The organism is Chloracidobacterium sp., from assembly GCA_016711345.1.
Taxonomy (GTDB): Bacteria; Acidobacteriota; Blastocatellia; order Pyrinomonadales; family Pyrinomonadaceae; genus OLB17.
In genome coordinates this window covers 1,270,332-1,286,765 of sequence record JADJTD010000001.1, presented here as the reverse complement: position 1 = coordinate 1,286,765, position 16,434 = coordinate 1,270,332, and the positions used below count along the sequence as shown (strand labels likewise).

Annotated in this window: 13 protein-coding genes; 7 read left to right on the top strand and 6 right to left on the bottom strand. The window is 49.2% G+C overall.

The window, feature by feature from the left end; all coding sequences use genetic code 11:
* The first annotated feature begins 84 nt into the window (after positions 1-84).
* Together IPL32_05275 and IPL32_05270 are read left to right on the top strand one after the other, a co-directional pair.
* Positions 85-1,410, top strand: a complete 1,326-nt coding sequence (locus IPL32_05275; GenBank protein MBK8465223.1) for an aminopeptidase P N-terminal domain-containing protein — start codon at positions 85-87, stop codon at positions 1,408-1,410.
* Between the two features lie 16 nt (positions 1,411-1,426).
* The gene (locus IPL32_05270) at positions 1,427-1,837 is read left to right on the top strand and encodes a DoxX family protein (GenBank protein MBK8465222.1); all 411 of its coding nucleotides are present in this window, start codon (positions 1,427-1,429) and stop codon (positions 1,835-1,837) included.
* A 35-nt stretch (positions 1,838-1,872) separates the two neighbouring features.
* On the opposite strand, the gene IPL32_05265 is transcribed toward IPL32_05270, so the two are convergent.
* From IPL32_05265 to IPL32_05250, 4 genes are all read right to left on the bottom strand, one after another.
* Positions 1,873-2,352, bottom strand: a complete 480-nt coding sequence (locus IPL32_05265; protein ID MBK8465221.1) for a hypothetical protein — start codon at positions 2,350-2,352, stop codon at positions 1,873-1,875.
* A gap of 17 nt (positions 2,353-2,369) precedes the next feature.
* Positions 2,370-2,840, bottom strand: a complete 471-nt coding sequence (locus tag IPL32_05260) for a hypothetical protein (protein MBK8465220.1) — start codon at positions 2,838-2,840, stop codon at positions 2,370-2,372.
* A gap of 661 nt (positions 2,841-3,501) precedes the next feature.
* Positions 3,502-4,035, bottom strand: coding sequence for a nuclear transport factor 2 family protein (locus IPL32_05255; protein ID MBK8465219.1), 534 nt, complete (start codon positions 4,033-4,035; stop codon positions 3,502-3,504).
* An 84-nt stretch (positions 4,036-4,119) separates the two neighbouring features.
* On the bottom strand, positions 4,120-4,518 hold the full coding sequence (locus IPL32_05250) for a hypothetical protein (GenBank protein MBK8465218.1): 399 nt from the start codon (positions 4,516-4,518) through the stop codon (positions 4,120-4,122).
* A 158-nt stretch (positions 4,519-4,676) separates the two neighbouring features.
* Between IPL32_05250 and IPL32_05245 the strand changes: the two genes are divergently transcribed.
* Positions 4,677-6,725 carry a M13 family metallopeptidase gene (locus tag IPL32_05245; protein ID MBK8465217.1) on the top strand — a complete coding sequence of 683 codons (2,049 nt, stop codon included), beginning with the start codon at positions 4,677-4,679 and terminating at the stop codon, positions 6,723-6,725.
* 75 nt (positions 6,726-6,800) lie between these two features.
* Here the strand turns inward: IPL32_05245 and IPL32_05240 are convergent, their stop codons facing one another.
* Positions 6,801-7,826 carry an isocitrate dehydrogenase (NAD(+)) gene (locus IPL32_05240; protein ID MBK8465216.1) on the bottom strand — a complete coding sequence of 342 codons (1,026 nt, stop codon included), beginning with the start codon at positions 7,824-7,826 and terminating at the stop codon, positions 6,801-6,803.
* Between the two features lie 62 nt (positions 7,827-7,888).
* Between IPL32_05240 and thiO the strand changes: the two genes are divergently transcribed.
* The 4 genes from thiO (at position 7,889) to IPL32_05220 (ending at position 11,939) form a co-directional block, all read left to right on the top strand.
* Positions 7,889-9,025: a glycine oxidase ThiO gene (gene thiO / locus IPL32_05235; protein ID MBK8465215.1), complete on the top strand. Its 1,137-nt coding sequence runs from the start codon at positions 7,889-7,891 to the stop codon at positions 9,023-9,025.
* Complete coding sequence (locus tag IPL32_05230; protein MBK8465214.1) at positions 9,026-10,450, top strand: TlpA family protein disulfide reductase; 1,425 nt, start codon at positions 9,026-9,028, stop codon at positions 10,448-10,450.
* Between the two features lie 4 nt (positions 10,451-10,454).
* Positions 10,455-11,099, top strand: coding sequence for a class I SAM-dependent methyltransferase (locus IPL32_05225; protein ID MBK8465213.1), 645 nt, complete (start codon positions 10,455-10,457; stop codon positions 11,097-11,099).
* A 69-nt stretch (positions 11,100-11,168) separates the two neighbouring features.
* On the top strand, positions 11,169-11,939 hold the full coding sequence (locus IPL32_05220) for a hypothetical protein (protein MBK8465212.1): 771 nt from the start codon (positions 11,169-11,171) through the stop codon (positions 11,937-11,939).
* A gap of 66 nt (positions 11,940-12,005) precedes the next feature.
* Here the strand turns inward: IPL32_05220 and IPL32_05215 are convergent, their stop codons facing one another.
* Positions 12,006-16,319 carry a choice-of-anchor J domain-containing protein gene (locus IPL32_05215; GenBank protein MBK8465211.1) on the bottom strand — a complete coding sequence of 1,438 codons (4,314 nt, stop codon included), beginning with the start codon at positions 16,317-16,319 and terminating at the stop codon, positions 12,006-12,008.
* Positions 16,320-16,434: the final 115 nt, after the last annotated feature.

Below are 16,434 nucleotides of genomic sequence, written 5' to 3'. Positions count from 1 at the left end.
GCGGGAGCGATCCCGCCTTTTCTTTGCTCAAAAGCTGGCAAGGTGTCTTTGCGGCTTTGCACGTTTGGGTTAAACTCTTGTCATATGCGAGGACAACTAAAACGATTTATTGAGGCGATGGACGAAAATTCGATCGCGATCATTCCGGCGGCACACGAAGCGACACGCAGCTACGACACCGAATATAAATTTCGGCAGGACTCAGATTTTCTATACCTGACAGGCTTTCCCGAGCCTGATGCAGTTGCAGTCATAGATCCGAAAGCGAAAAAGCCGTACACGCTCTTCGTCCGCCCGCGCGATCTCGAAATGGAAACGTGGTTCGGGCGCCGCGAGGGCGTCGATGGCGCTGTTAAGAATTACAAAGCCGATAGAGCTTTTCCAATAGAGAAATTTGAATTGGAACTCGGTAAATTGCTTGATGGCCACGACACGCTTTATTACCGATTCGGCGTTGATGAAAAACTCGATCAGCAAATTATTCGATACCTGTCTAATCAACGTCAGCGCCGGCTAAAGTCGCCATATCCGCCGCACACGATCGTCGATCCGACGATCCTCATACACGAGATGCGGCTGCACAAAATGCCAAACGAGGTCGAATTGATGCAAAAGGCTGCGACCATTTCTGCCGAGGCACACATTCTCGCGATGAAAAAGGCCAAGCCCGGAATGAACGAGTTTCAGATTGAATCGCTGATCGAGGCTTACATGCGTGACAACGGCGCGAGCGGCGTTGCGTACAATTCGATCATCGGCAGCGGCGAAAACGCGACGATCCTTCACTATGTCGAGAACAATCGCCCGCTAAAAGACGGTGATCTGCTCCTGATCGACGCCGGTGCTGAGTATCAAGGCTACGCTGCCGACATCACTCGCACATTTCCGGTCAACGGCAAATTCAGTAAGGCCCAGCGTGAGATCTACGACGTTGTACTTGATGTTCAGCTTCAGTGTATCGAGGCAACAAAGACAGGCAACACTGTTGTGAAACGCCAGGAACTTTCGATCGAGCTTTTGACCGAAGGGATGAAAAAACTCGGACTCCTAAAAGGCAAGACGAAAGATCTCATCAAAAAGAAGTCTTACATGAAATACTACATGCACGGCGTCGGCCATTATCTTGGCCTCGACGTTCACGATGCCGGAAGATATTTCACCGACCAAACCGCAAAGAATTCACGCCCCTTCGATCCGGGCATGGTACTCACGGTCGAGCCGGGCCTTTACATTCCACCTGATGACAAGTCCGCACCCGCAAAATATCGCGGCATCGGCATCCGCATCGAAGACGACGTTCTCGTTACAAAGGAAGGCAATTTAAACTTAACCGCCAAAGTGCCAAAAGATCCCGCCGAGATCGAAGCAATAATGCAGAAGCCCGTGCGTGCAGAAGCCCGCACGAAGTAAGGGCATGATTACTGCCATGCAGCAAAACGACATCATCGGCAATCTCCCCGTTTTATTCAGCGCTCTGCTGATGAGCATTCTCTTTATTCAATCAGGCCTGGATAAAGTATTCGACTGGAAAGGCAATCTCGAATGGCTCACCGGCCATTTTTCCAAGACGTTTCTGAGCAGCATGGTGCCGATGATGCTTGCGACCATAACCGTGATGGAACTTGCCACGGGATTTTTGTCTCTAGCAGGGATAGTTTATTTCCTTGCCATCGGCTCGACGGTTTTGATCTTCTACGCTTCGGTGCTTGGAGCGGCATCGATTACCGCACTCTTCTTCGGCCAACGAATCGCCAAAGACTATCCCGGCGCCGCCGTCCTTGTTCCTTACTTCATTTTGCTGATCGTGATGATGTATCTGACAAAGATCACGTCGTGAAAATAGTTGATTCGTATTCATGTCTACTGACTCGATCAATACCCAATAACAAAGTCAATCACTCGATAGTCTTGTCCGCGTTTTTCTATCCAAATCGTCATGTCTTCACCCCACTGATGTTTTTGGGACATGTGATTGTAGATTAATTCAGAAGTGCTATTTTTTGTTTCTGTATCGATCAAATGCCATCCCTTCAATGGATACTCAATTTGTCTCCGGCAAATATAATCCGACTTTTCATCCGCTAGATCGGCTGTGGCTTCTAAGCATTTACCATCTCTCAGTTGTTCAAAAAAAGATTCTGCTACAGCTTCCGGTTCTTTGTCGCGAAACGGATTCAAAACTAAAAACAGCGGCTTTCCTCGGATAGAATCTGGGTCGGGAATTCTGATCAGAAATGGCGACTGGTTGACGAATAAAATCAGCGGAACAATTATTGCGGTCCCCAAAAGTAACCCAAACAAAATTGCTATTTTCTTCCCAACCATAATCTCAACAAAAGTGGTGTCTGACACCTTTTTGTTTATTCTATCTAATAATATGACCACGGAACGTTGCGCGGTATTTTGAAGCTGCGTTCGATTTCCGTGACCTCAAAAATAGGTCTAGACGGCGAACTGGTAGGAGCGGGAGGAACTACGAGTTTGCCTATTAAAATCGCTTCAACACGGACGACATCGCCATTACCATCACTATTGGCAGCCATTCGGTTTCTGGCTTTGTCGCATTTAGGTTCTCCCGAACAATTAAACAATGGTTCAGGACTTATCCCGTTGCATTCACGGGAAGCCATGTATTTACTGTGAAAAAGAGCTAGAACTGCTACTCGGACACGCACCGTCTTTCCGGCGTATTTTCCCGGTTGAGCCACCAAGTCACAATATGCAACCGTCGGAACTTTCTGTTTTTGTCCAAACACCGTTGCCGGACCTACAAATACCCCAAATAACAACATTGGGCACAATGATAAGAATATTCGATTAAAAGATTTGCTTTTCATCATAATTCATCGCCATTCTCGAAAATAAGCTTTCTGTTGCGGCATCGCAACGCAGGCTTGGATCTCAACTACAGCCTTTTTCATATAATAGCCTTTGTTTAGCGGTTTTCATGTGTTTCGTGTGAAAAAACTCTAAAAAGTGACGTCTTGTCAGAACCGGGAGCAATAGCGACTGGTTTTTGTGAAACACTTCGGAAAGTTACGTCATATTGAGAAAACCACGTCATATCGAGAAAGTTGGTATTTCAATTTCTGCGGCTTTGTGTTAGCTTGATGCGGGATCGTTGTAATTGCAGCGATCCGTTGATCTTTGACAAGCTAATTGGTTAGTCTGGAGTCTTAAGTCTGGAAGTCTTGAGTTGTACATATCGTTCCAGCGAAGGTTGCCGCGATTCGCCGCAAGGTGTTTCCGTAACCTCAATATACGCCGCAGTTACGTTTTTTGTAATACATAGCTTACTTTTTTTCAAAAATCGTGGAATGCAGTCATTTTACAGGACTTAAGTCGTTCAATCACAAGGTTTACGCCGTTCCACCTCAATGTGGAACGGAGCGGAACGGCGGAACGATGATTGGCGTGAAAAAACGGGTGGGACAGTGGGACGGGGGGAATAAAAAAGAGCGGCCAAAGCCGCTCTGTTGATTAAGTCTTATTCCGCAATTATTACTTGTCTGGCTTTGCTTCGTCTGTTGCTGGAGAACTGGTGCTCAAGGGTGCGATTCTCGGCTTCCTTTTTTCGGTAGGTGCGGCCATTTCTTTTGGAGCGGGTTTTGCAGCGTCTGCGGCGATCTCGCTGCTGTGATGAGAGACGATCATCCATTTGCCTCCGCGATTTACCCAGACGTGCGTGCTGCGGTACTGAACCGGCTTTTCTCCTTTCACAGTGCCGCGATGTGTCATGATGGCAACATCGCCAAAAAATCTGACCGCATATTCATCGGCTACATCAGTATCTTTTGTCGCCTTGATCTCGGCGAGATATTGGGCCTTAGTTTGCGTTTTTCCGTCAGGGGTCGTTCCTTGGTAATCATCGGCGACATATGTGCTGATGGCTTTCATATCGCCCTTTAGTTCAGCGGCGGTCCATGCCTTATCCATCTCGATCAGTGTGGCTTCGAGTTTGGCATTCTTTTGCTGTGCAAAAGCGACAGCACTTACGGCCAAAATAAATGCCGCAACGAAAAAAATCCGTTTCATAGTAGTATCTCCTTCAAAATAATAGAACATTCTTACTATGTAACGGATTTTGATATTCGTCAAGGCAATGGCTATCGCATTGATTTACCTGAATAATCGGGTGATGTTAAAGGTTGCGACGTAGCTTTTCGGTTTTGTCGTCTTGTTGCTTTTGGGCAGCGGCGTAAGTGATGTAAGGTAGATTGCCCAGCCGTTATGCTGATCGCCCAGCGGGCCTCCGGTGGTCGTATTCATTACAGACTTTTTCGAGCCGCCGTTCTTGTCTGAGATAATCACTTCGATCTTGGCATTACCGGCCCAAACGCAATTTACGTCGGTCGGACAGCGCGAATCTTCGAGAACCGAGACAAATTTCAGAATGATCTCGCCATTTGCGGCTCTCTTTTGCTGTCCGCGTTTTAATGTGAGTGTTTCGGTTTTCTGGGCCATGCCAATTGTGGCTAATGCTAGGATCGCTATCAATGTTAGAAACGCTGTTTTCATAATAACCTCTTTTGTTTGCGGCGGGTGCCGGCCACAACATTAGAACGAGACTGCGACAGTGGAGTTGCAATGAAAATAAAAACTGGACATTTCATTTAAAGAAACCGAAATGGCCCTTTCCCGTATAATTGCAGTACAAAGTTACTCCAGGAGATATTATGCATAGAATTCACAAGCAAAAGATAGTTGTTCTACTGTTACTGGCCAGTTTTATTACTTGGGTTGTTCCTGTTCAAGCTCAGTCGATCGGGCTGGACATCGCCGGAATGGATCGGTCGGTCGATCCGGGCGACGATTTTTTTGGCTTCACTAACGGCGGCTGGTATAAGGCAACGGAAATTCCGGCTGATCGAACTTCGCTGGGCATTTTTCAGGGTATCGCAAACGAAGTGAACAAGCGAAATGCCGAATTGATAACCGAAGCAGGCAAATCAAATACGCCCGAAGGCAAAATGGTTGGTGATTATTACACTGCTTTTATGGATGAGGCAACGATAGAGTCTCGCGGCCTCGAACCGATCAAAACTGACTTGTCTGCGATAGCTTCGATCAAGAATAAAGCACAGCTTTCGAGCATGCTGGGATCACAGCTTCGAGCTGATGTTGATCCGCTGAATGCGACCAATTATTACACGGACCGCATTTTTGGCCTTTGGGTTTCAGCAGATTTTAATAATCCGAAGATGAATGTGCCGTATTTGCTGCAAGGCGGACTCGGCCTGCCGGACCGCGAGGTTTATCTTGGCACTGACGAAGAAAGTAAAGATACGCAGGAAAAATATCGAACGCACATAGCCAATGTTCTCCGTCTTGCAAATATCAGCGAGCCGGAAGCAAAAGCTGCGCGCATTTACGATCTTGAAAATAAGATCGCCCAGACACACGCCACGCGTGAGGAATCAGCCAACGTAGCCAAGTCAAACAATCCGTGGAAGATGTCGGATTTTGCCAAGGCCGCTCCGGGATTGGATTGGAAGTCGTATTTTAAATCGGCTGGCCTCTCATCGCAGCCGATGGTAATGGTTTGGCATCCAAATGCGATCAAAGGTACGTCAAGCCTCGTAGCGGGCCAAGGCATTGATGTGTGGAAAGAGTATCTTACATTTCGCATTCTCGAACGCTCGTCAGGCCTATTGCCGAAAGCTTTCGCTGACGAAAGTTTTAACTTCAACGGAAAACAACTCGCAGGCCTGCGTCAGCAAAGGCCGCGCAACATGAGAGCGATCAGCGTTACGAGCGGAGCACTTAGCGATGCTGTCGGTAAGATGTACACGGAAAAATACTTTCCTGCAAAAGCGAAGACTGAAATTCAAACTCTTGTAAAAAATATCATCGCCGCTTTCCGGCAACGGATCGACAAGATCGAATGGATGTCACCCGAAACACGCGCAAAGGCTAAGGCAAAGGTCGATACCATCTATGTAGGTGTAGGTTATCCCGACAAATGGCGCAGTTATGAGGGGCTAAAGATCATTCCTAATGATGCACTTGGCAACTCTCAGCGTGTAAGCATGTTCAACTACAAACACCACCTGTCAAAGCTCGGCAAACCCGTCGATAAAGGCGAATGGTGGATGGCAGCACAAGTGGTCAACGCTGTAAATTATCCGTTGCAAAATGCCTTAAGTTTCCCTGCAGCGATCCTCAATCCGCCGTTCTTTGATATGAACGCCGATCCGGTCGCCAATTATGGAAGCATCGGTTCTGTGATCGGTCACGAGATCAGCCACAGTTTCGACGCGACAGGATCTCTGTTCGATGCTGAAGGAAAATATCAGAATTGGTGGACACCACAGGACCTTGAGCATTTTCAGAACGCGGCGCGAATGCTGACAGCCCAGTTTGACACCTACGAACCGCTCCCGGGATTGCGTGTCAACGGCAAATTAACACTCGACGAGAATATAGCGGATCTTGCGGGCCTTGCCGCAGCTTATGATGGTTACCGCGCGGCATATGGCGGTAAAGAAGCTCCAACCGTTGACGGCCTGACCGGAGACCAGCGTTTCTTTATCGCGTATGGCCAAGCTCATCGTGGTAAGATGCGACCGGAAACAATGAAATTCATAGTCACGAATGACGGACACGCGCCGGACGAATATCGAGCAGCTACAGTTCGTAATATGGATTCGTGGTACAAGGCATTTAACGTACAGCCCGGAAAGAAGCTGTACCTCGCTCCTGAGGCGAGAGTTAAAGTCTGGTAAGTATCTGTTTTGAGGCCTGCCTTCGGGCGACACTCTGTTTGGGATGAGGTCGCCTAAAGGCAGGATTCAAAATGATCATTTGGCCGAGGCAGATGCTCCGGCCTTTATTTTTTCTTCGATGGCTCGCGCAAATTCGTTGGTTTTTGCGTTGCCGCCGAGGTCTTTGGTGATGGATCTGCCTTCCTCGAATACCGCAAACAAGGCTGTTTCAAAACGCTCCGCCGCATCTCTTTCGCCGAGATAACGCAACATTTGAATTGCCGAAAGCATCAGCGCGGTCGGATTGGCAATCCCCTGACCCGCGATGTCCGGTGCAGAACCGTGAACCGCCTCAAAGACCGCCCCCAATTCGCCAATATTTGCTCCGGGAGCAAGACCGAGTCCGCCGATGAGACCTGCACAAAGATCCGAGACAATGTCGCCATAGAGATTTTCCATGACCATAATGTCAAATTGCTCGGGCTTCATCACAAGCTGCATACAGCAGTTGTCGATGATTTTGTCGTCTGCTTCGATGTCGGGAAAGTCCTTTGCGACATTGTAAAAGCACTCAAGGAAAAGGCCGTCCGACAGCTTCATAATGTTCGCTTTGTGGACGGCCGTGACCTTTTTGCGGCCGTTGTCGCGGGCATATTCAAAGGCGTATTTGGCAATACGTGTCGAGGCTTTTTCAGTGATTATCTTGAGGCTTTCAACCACGCCGGGAACGACCGTATGTTCAAGCCCCGAGTAAAGGCCTTCGGTATTTTCGCGGACTATGATCAGATCCAGTTCAGGGTAACGGCATTTGATATTTGGTAAGGCCTTGATCGGGCGGACATTCGCAAACAGGTCAAGAGCCCTCCGCAGGCCGACGTTGACCGACGTAAATCCTTTGCCGATAGGCGTCATGATCGGCCCTTTGAGCGAGACTTTATTCCGCCGCATCGCTTCGATCGACGCGTCTGGCAGCGTGTCGCCATATTTTTCCAGTGCCTGCGCACCGAGGATCTGCGTTTCCCATTCGATATCGACGCCGGTGGCCTCGATCACTCGAACGGTTGCCGCGACGATCTCAGGGCCGATGCCGTCGCCGGGAATAAGTGTAATGGTATGTTTCATAAATAATATCCTATAATTAAATTTACAACGGCCTGTGAATAAAGGACAAATTGGCTTTTGAAATGCATCCAGAAGTACTAATAATCGGTGGCGGCGTGATCGGCTTGAGCATTGCCAGAGAACTGCACAAACAAGGCGTCAGACGGATCACTTTGCTTGAAAAAAAGGCTTGCGGCCAGGAAGCTTCGTGGGCCGCAGCCGGAATGCTCAGCCCGCAGGTCGAGGCTGACGAGCCTGGAGCATTTTTTGATCTGTGCTGCACTTCCCGTGATTTCTATCCGGCGTTTGCCGACGAATTGTTAGAGGAGACCGGTATTAATGTAGAACTTGATCGTACCGGGACACTTTATTTGGCATTCAACGACAAAGATGTTTCTGAGATTAATAGGCGTTTTGAATGGCAAGAAAATACCGGCCTCGCAATCGAGGTTATTTCTGCGAACGAAATTCGACACCGCGAACCTTCTATATCGCAAGATGTGCGAAAAGCCCTGTTCTTTCAAAACGACTGGCAGATTGAGAATCGAAAATTAACTTCGGCACTAAAACGCTACGCGGAGATAAACGGCGTCGATATTCGTGAAAATACCCAAGTAGAAAGACTCGTTGTCGAAAATGGACGTGTGGTTGGTGCAAAAACGCCTGAAAGCACGATAACCGCTGACCTTATTGTGGCTGCAACCGGAGCATGGACATCGCTCATCAAATTGGGCGATGTTGATATGCCGTTAGAGGTCGAACCGGTTCGCGGTCAGATCATCGCGTTTCGCTCGATGCATACGTTGATCACGCATGTTATTTGCAGTTCGTTTGGCTATTTGGTGCCGCGACTGGATGGGCGGCTGTTGGCTGGTTCCACGACGGAGAATGTAAATTTTGATAAATCGGTGACGGAAACAGCGTCGGTGTCCCTAAGAAAAATGGCGTGTAAGCTTGTCCCAAGTATTGACGATATGGAAATTGCCGATCAATGGGCCGGCCTGCGTCCCTTTGCTGCGGATGGTCTGCCTGTGCTTGGTTCCGTCGGTGGTGTCGAAGGCCTTTTCATTGCGACGGCTCATTATCGCAATGGGATTTTGCTCGCTCCATTGACAGCAAAGTTAACCGCGGATAAATTGGTCAACGGAACAGATTCTCATTATTTTGCGAGGTTCAGAGCAGATCGGTTTTATCCGCGTAGTGTTGGCATAGGTTCATAAATGATACGAGTTATTTCATTATTCCTGATTCTATTTTCGTCTGTCGCGGTGATGGCCCAATCGGGCCGTGTACCCCCAAACTCGCCTGATAGGTTCGACACTCCTGCCTTGGTTGGCGAGTTAACCCTCAAGCAAATGTTTGATGAAGCAAACGGATACCTCAAGGCAAAAGCAATCGAGTATGACGCGAAAAAAATTGTCTTTAACGAGCGAGTTCTAAAACAATCACAACTCGAACAGCGGCAGCTCTCCGCAAAATATGCTGCAATGGCAACGCAGCGTAAAGATCTAGTAGGAGATGATTTTTATTATCTTGGAATGCTGTACTGGATAGCAGAGAATCTAGATGGCACGGCTGATAACCTTCGTAATTTTATCGCTTTTGATGGATTATCTCCCGATCGCCGTCAGACTGCGCGTTCGATAGTCGTAGTTGTTTTGGCTAAGCAAAAAAAGCTTGCCGACGCCGAACATCTCTTGGCAGAATATTTGAAATCAGAGCCAAAAAAACTTGCGGAACGTGCAAAAATGGAGGGCGAACTTGCCAAAGCCTATCAGGCCCAAAAGGATTTTGCCCGCATGGCTCCGCACGCAGATGAGGATTTCAAAGTAGCCAAACTGATGCTGAATGAGCCGTCTTTAAAAAACCGCGTTCTTGATGAGATCTTTGATGCGGGGTTACTTGTTTTTGAGGCTTATCGCGAACTCGGCAATCAAAAAAATGCAGAAACTGCTCTCGAGGATCTTCGAGTTGTAGCGGCGGCAACATCTTCCACCGACCTTTATTATTATTCCGTTGATCAACGGGTCAAATATCTTATTGAAACAGGACGCAAGCCGCAAGCACAGGAGTATTTTCTGACATCAGTCATCAAAGCAGAAAAGGCCTTTGACTCTGCGGCCTTGCGAACCGATGTTATTTCACGTCTGAAGAAGCGTGAAAAACACTATAAATTACTCGGCGAGCCTGCACCGGAATTGCAGATGATCGATCAATGGTTTCCAGGCGAACAAAAATCTTTTGCTAACATGAAGGGCAAGGTTATTCTGCTTGATTTTTGGGCGACCTGGTGCGGGCCATGCTATGAAGCATTTCCATTGCTGAAGGAATGGCATCAGGATCATTCGCGGGAAGGCTTGGTTATACTTGGCGTGACAAAATACTATGGCAGAGTGAACAGCGTTGCGGCCGATAATCTTGGCGAGATAGAAAGTCTCAAGCGTTTTCGTGAGACTCAAAAACTGCCATATGATTTTGTCGTTGCGAAGGATGCCAGCAGTCAGCTGCTCTACGGAGCAACGGCGCTGCCGACGACTATTTTGATCGATCGAAAAGGTGTAATACGTTACGCTGAATCAGGCACCAGCCAAGTGCGGCTCGCCCAAATTCGCGAAATGGTCTTAAAACTTCTTGCGGAAAAATGATGTAATGCCAGAACCCATTCAACAGGAAAAAAAAAAGACGCTGGAACTGTATGACCGCATTGCCGATGTGCAAAATCTGGCAATGAAGATCAATGGATATCGGGCCTCGGTTGCCAAATTTCTCCGATCGCTCGAGTTAAAGATCGACGAAGACTCAATTGTTCTGGATGCCGGCAGCGGCACGGGCATAGTAAGCATGGCATTTCAAGATGCAGGTTTTCATCCACGAAGATCTATAGCATTGGATCTCTCATTGAACTCATTGAGAATTTCGCGCGAGGAGTTTTCCAAACATCAAAAATATTCAATGACGATAGAGGCAGTGCAGGGTAATATACTTAGGCTGCCTTTTCCTGACACCACATTCGATCTTGTATTAATGTGCGGTGTACTCGAATACACACCGCTTGATGAAGGGCTTCGTGAGGCGGCTCGTGTGCTGAAGCCGGGATCCGCTCTTGTTTTACTTCCAGTTAAGCAGTCGCTGGTCGGTTCGATGCTCGAACTGTTCTACAATTTTAAGATCCACAAATTGGAAGATGTTCGTTCTGCCGCCGCGAAATATTTTAATATTGTCGGCAACTACGAATTTCCAATTACCGAGCCCATAGCTTGGTCGAAAACTATCTTTCTTTTGGAGAAAAAATAGTAAATTGACATAGCAGATCAGTTCCGCTCTAGAACTGTGAATGAATTCGGTACGTCACGAAAGATATGTATGAACACACAGCCACTTATCATCGGCCATCGCGGCGCAAGTGCATGCGCTCCGGAAAATACGCTTGCGGCAATTCAGGCGGCGCTGGATGCCGGGGTTGACGGTGTTGAGTTCGACGTTCAATTGGCTTGTGATAAGGTTCCCGTCGTTATACACGACCCTACGCTTGAACGTACAGGATCGCGGCTAGGCAACGTATCAGAATCGACATCTATGGAATTGGGGAAGATCGATGTTGGGTCATGGTTCAATTCGAAGTATCCTGAACGAGCTATTTCCGATTTTGCTCTGCAGCATGTGCCGACTTTGCTCCAAGTTTTAGAGCTGTTAGAAAATTTTCAAGGACTGATCTATATCGAATTAAAGCCAAACAAAACGAACTATCGTGAACTAGTAAAGGCTGTCTGCGAAGTGCTCTACGACTCACCTTTGCTGCCGCAGATAATTCTCAAAAGTTTTAAATTGGCTGTAATCCCTGAGATCAAACAGCAATTACCAAACGTGCAAACTGCCGCACTATTTGAACCTAACATAATGAGGCTACTACAGCGGCGAAACCAAATTGTAACAATAGCCCGAGAGATTTCTGCCGATCAAATATCACTGCATCACTTACTTATCACAAAGAAATTTATGTTGCTCACCGCCTTTTTGCAGATACCTGTCACGATCTGGACGACCGATGATCCAAAGTGGGTAGCCCGCAGTCGAAATCTGGGCATCAGGGCATTGATAACAAATGATCCGGCTAAGCTGCTCAAATATCGGTAAACCAAATTCTTAAATAAAAAAGGGCGAGCCGAAGCCCGCCCTTTGATTTAGTTGATCGCTGTCTCGTTACTGAGCGGCGATCATGTCTGTGTTAACTGACTGGCCGGTGATGCTGACTGTCAGCGGGGCGAATGCAGAGTGCTTGGAATCGACGCTGATCGTGTACGTCTGGCCGACTGTCAGCCCTCCGAAACGATATGCTCCGAATCCATTCGACATTGCAGAACGGACAGCTCCCGTTGTGGTGTCCGTCAATGTGACGCGGGCATTTGCAATGCCCTGTCCCATCGTGTTCACCACACGGCCTGTCAGCTCGGCCTGGTTTGGTGCCGAGGCTGACAATTCAACCGTTCCGTCCGTTGTAAGCGTTCCCGGATCGCCTTCGTTGAACATCACGTTCTCCCAAGTAAGCGGCGAGGTGGAACCAGGGGCTCCGACTGCCGTGAACTTGAGATTGAGCAGCAATCCGTTGCTGTCGATCGGATACGCTCCGTACATGACCACTCGAAGCAGTCCAGGCTCGTTCGGGTTTGCCACTGCTGTTAAGCCGCGGCTAACCGTTCCTGCCAGGTCAACAGGCTCTGCCTGAGGCTGGATCACTGTCGGATCATAACGGAGATCGAATTCATAAGAGATAATTCCCTTATTCACCGCTCCGTTGATAGCCACAGGTATGATCACTTCGCTGTCAGCCGGTGTCACAAGTCTCGGAGCTGCTATTGCCGTGCTCCTTTCAGGACCTGCTGCCGGTCGAAGCGGACCTGCTGCCCAGTTACCCGTCACCTCGCCCACAAGGATACCGATGTAGTCCTGTCCGGTCTGAACACCGATCGGATCCGTGTAGCTCCTCGTCGTCGGTGATGCTCCGACCGGGAACGTCGGTTCTGTTACGCTCGGAACGAAGAATCTCCAAGAGTTGGTGATGCCGGTTGGTGGTCCGAGGCCCGACACAAATCTCGCGATCTGTGCTGCGTCGGTCGATGACAGTGCTCCGTTGTTGGTCACGTCTGCCGCGATCCTCTGGCGAGAAGTCACGATAAGGCTCGTTCCAGCCACGTGCTGTGCGATCCTAGCAGCATCGGCTGATGAGACGCCGTTCTGTCCGGTCGTCTTCGTCACTCCGACAGTGTAATTACCCGCACCGAATCCGGTCAGCGTATACTGTCCGGCTGTTCCGCCCGGTGCCGCTGTCGTCGTCGTAACAAGCGGCGAACCAACCGTGCTTGCCACCGTCGCGTTCGAGATGAACTTCGTCGTCGGCGATGCAGGGTTTCCGTAGGTTACCGTTCCGGCGACGGACGATGATCCACCAGGTGTTGGCGTAAAGGTTGCAGTTGCTGTCGGAGTTGCTGTTCCGCAGTGATATTCGACTGTATCGATACCAATGAAATCGGAGTTAGCTCCCGTCGTACCGCCGTTTTCAACAAAGTAACGGAAAGCGAGACGTCCCTTAGCCGGCGCTCCCATTCCACTGATGTTGACAGTGAACTGTGTCCAGGTATTCGGATAACCTGCCAACGTGTAGGTTGGATTGATGTCGAGCAAGAGTGTCGTAAAGTCGCCAACATCAGTGGGTGAAGTTCCAACGTTGGAGCTCGTTCCGTTTGTGCTCATGCGGACCTGCAGACGATCCGGGAACTGAACTACATCAACAGTTCGAGTATAGAAGGTCAGCTGGCCACCATTTTGCAAAAGAACAGGAGGTGTCAACAACCAGTTGCTGATCGTAGCCGTTCCGGTGGTGTTGTTAAAGTTAGCACCAATATATGGAGCCGGCGCCGGGGGCGTTGGAGTCGGTGACGGAGGAGTAGCCTGTCCCTGTGCAGGGAATACATTTAACGCACCTTGGAACCAACCTGTGAGTCCGCCCGGAGCGCTGTTGTTGTCCTGTACCCAACCCGGCAGATTTGTAATATCGTCGAAGTTCTCGACTACATCACACACCGTATCCGGAGGTGTCGGCGTATTCGTCGCCGTATTCGTAGGCGTTGACGTGTTAGTAGGAGTGGATGTGTTCGTCGCCGTAGGCGAGGCCGTTGCAGTTGCCGTTGGCGTACCGCAAGCCAGTGGCCCATTCAGAATGAATGGAACATCCTGCGGAGCAAGGGCGGTACCCGAGTCGATGATTGCTGCAAACGTCGTTCCGGGAGGGGCTCCTTGCAGTGCGTTCGATCCCGGCTTATTAACCAGGCCTAAGTACGAAACCGGTGGCACGAACGGACCCGAAGCGAGTGTTCCGCCAAGTATGTACTCGATCCAATATGTTCCTGCCGGAAGCGTTGTGCCGATGTTAGCCACTACCTGCATTATCGGTCGCGTTGTACCCGTTGGAGCCGCGTCGGTGGCACGGTATGCACCCGTCCAGGATGTAGATGAAAGTCGGTTCGTTGTCAGATCTCCGAACACGACTGTTCCGCCGCCGCCCGGGGTTCCGCTCCATATCTGGACTCTCGCATCGTTGAACGTGCTTGTTGTCGTGGAGCCTGTCTGGTAACCAAACAGTGTCACAGAGTTGATCGTCCATCCGCCAGATGGGACTACGAAATCATCTACAAGCGAATTGTTACCAGCCACAGTTGATGCAAAACCAAGTATGTTCAGGCCAAGTCCAGTTTGCAGTGCACTCAAAGGAGCACCGCCTGAGCCGCCCGTCGGATTAGTAACCAATGGACCATTATCGTGCAAAACATTGGGTACGCACGGAGTTGGTGTCGGCGTATTGGTCGCAGTGGCCGTGTTAGTCGGCGTTGCCGTATTTGTAGGCGTAGATGTGTTTGTGAAAGTCGGTGATGATACAGGGGTATTCGTAGGCGTTGCTCCTGCTGTTTCTACAGAGCCTTTTTCGCACGCACCGCCAACTGGACGTGCAGTGCCACGCTGATCGACAGTGACAACTGTTCCGCAGTCGTTGGTTCCCGAAGGGATCGTATTGATGACGGGACTTCCCACAACAGGACTGTGTGTAAGCGTGGTGCCACCGTTATTTACCAGACTGCCGATGGCCGGATCGCTACCAGTAACATCATTAGCGGCAGGCGTGAATGTGCCGCCTGTGGTGCTTTCGACGTGATTGTAATCTTGAGAAGTAATAACACCGACAATGTCGGCTCCGCCAACTCCAGTGTTGTTTGCAACAATGCTGTTTTTCAAATTGGTTACGCCGCCTACGGTTGTGTCCTGAACAAGACCGCCGCCAGCCGGACCAGTCGCATTGAGTGCCGAGTTATTTGAAACAGTTGAAAAATTTAAATTGACAGAAGCAACAGCTCCGTCGCTATAAATTCCACCTGCAAAATCGGCGCTGTTTCCGCTTATTGTCGAGTTGGTTATATTGGTTACAGCAGCTCCTGTCGAAGTGCTGAATTGCTCAATTCCGCCGGCAACAGTGTTTAGTCCCGGAGCATTTAACACTCGGGCTTCATTGCCGCTGATGGTTGAGGAATTGATGTTCAATGTTGCAGAGCCCGCTCCACCTGAAAAGGTTATGACTCCGCCGCCTTCGCCCGGGGCAGCCGCTCCATTAATACCCTGAGCAATGTTATTGCTAATTGTTGAGTTATTAATAGTCGTTACGGTAGCTGCTGTGGATGCGAGCGAACGAATACCCGCGTGGAAACTGCTGGATGTGTTTCCGCTCACAACACAATTGTTGAGGGTCATCGTTCCATGCTGGTGGTAAATACCGCCTGCGAAACCGTTGACAGCAGCTCCTGTATGAACCGCACTGTTATTCGTGATCGATGTTCCAGTAAGAGTAATGGTAGCGCCGATGGCGATCAAGCCGCCGCCAAAAGCATTGACACCGGAATTCGGAGCCAATCGGTTAGCCGTGAGCACCGAATTGGTCATGCTGAACGTGGTCGCTACCGAGATAAATATTCCACCGCCGGCATTAGCCGTTCCGGTCTGATTTCCGTTGCGGATCGTTACATCATTGAAAGCCACGGTATTACCCGCAGTAGTTACAATGTGAAATACTCTTTCCGTTGCTGTTGCAGCAGCGGCATTTGCCTGAATGATCGTTGTGCCGGAACCGGCACCGTTGATAGTAATTGAAGATGAAATGTCATAATCGCCATTGGCATTAGCATCTTCAAAAGTGCCAGCAGTCGTTGTTGTATAGGTGCCAGCCGGAAGCGTAATAACATCCGCGCCAGCAAAGGCATTTGCTTCGGTGATGGCCGCACGGAGTGAACATACTGCTCCTGCAGTAGCACATACTCCATCGCCAGGTGTGGCGTCATTCGCATCACCTGCGTCATTGACCACGAATGTCGCGGCGCTCACATTTACCGCGAACGCCGTCATTACGGCGAACACGAATGCAAGCATGAACCGCATTGTGACATTCTTTTTATTAGAAAGTTGTTTGTCCAACATAATTCAAAAATCTCCTCTTCCTTAAGTTTTCGGGGTTTTTCCGGTCAAAGGCACGAAACGGGTATCGCTCGGCATTATCGAATTTCGGAAATAAGTTTACAGAATTGACCAGTTT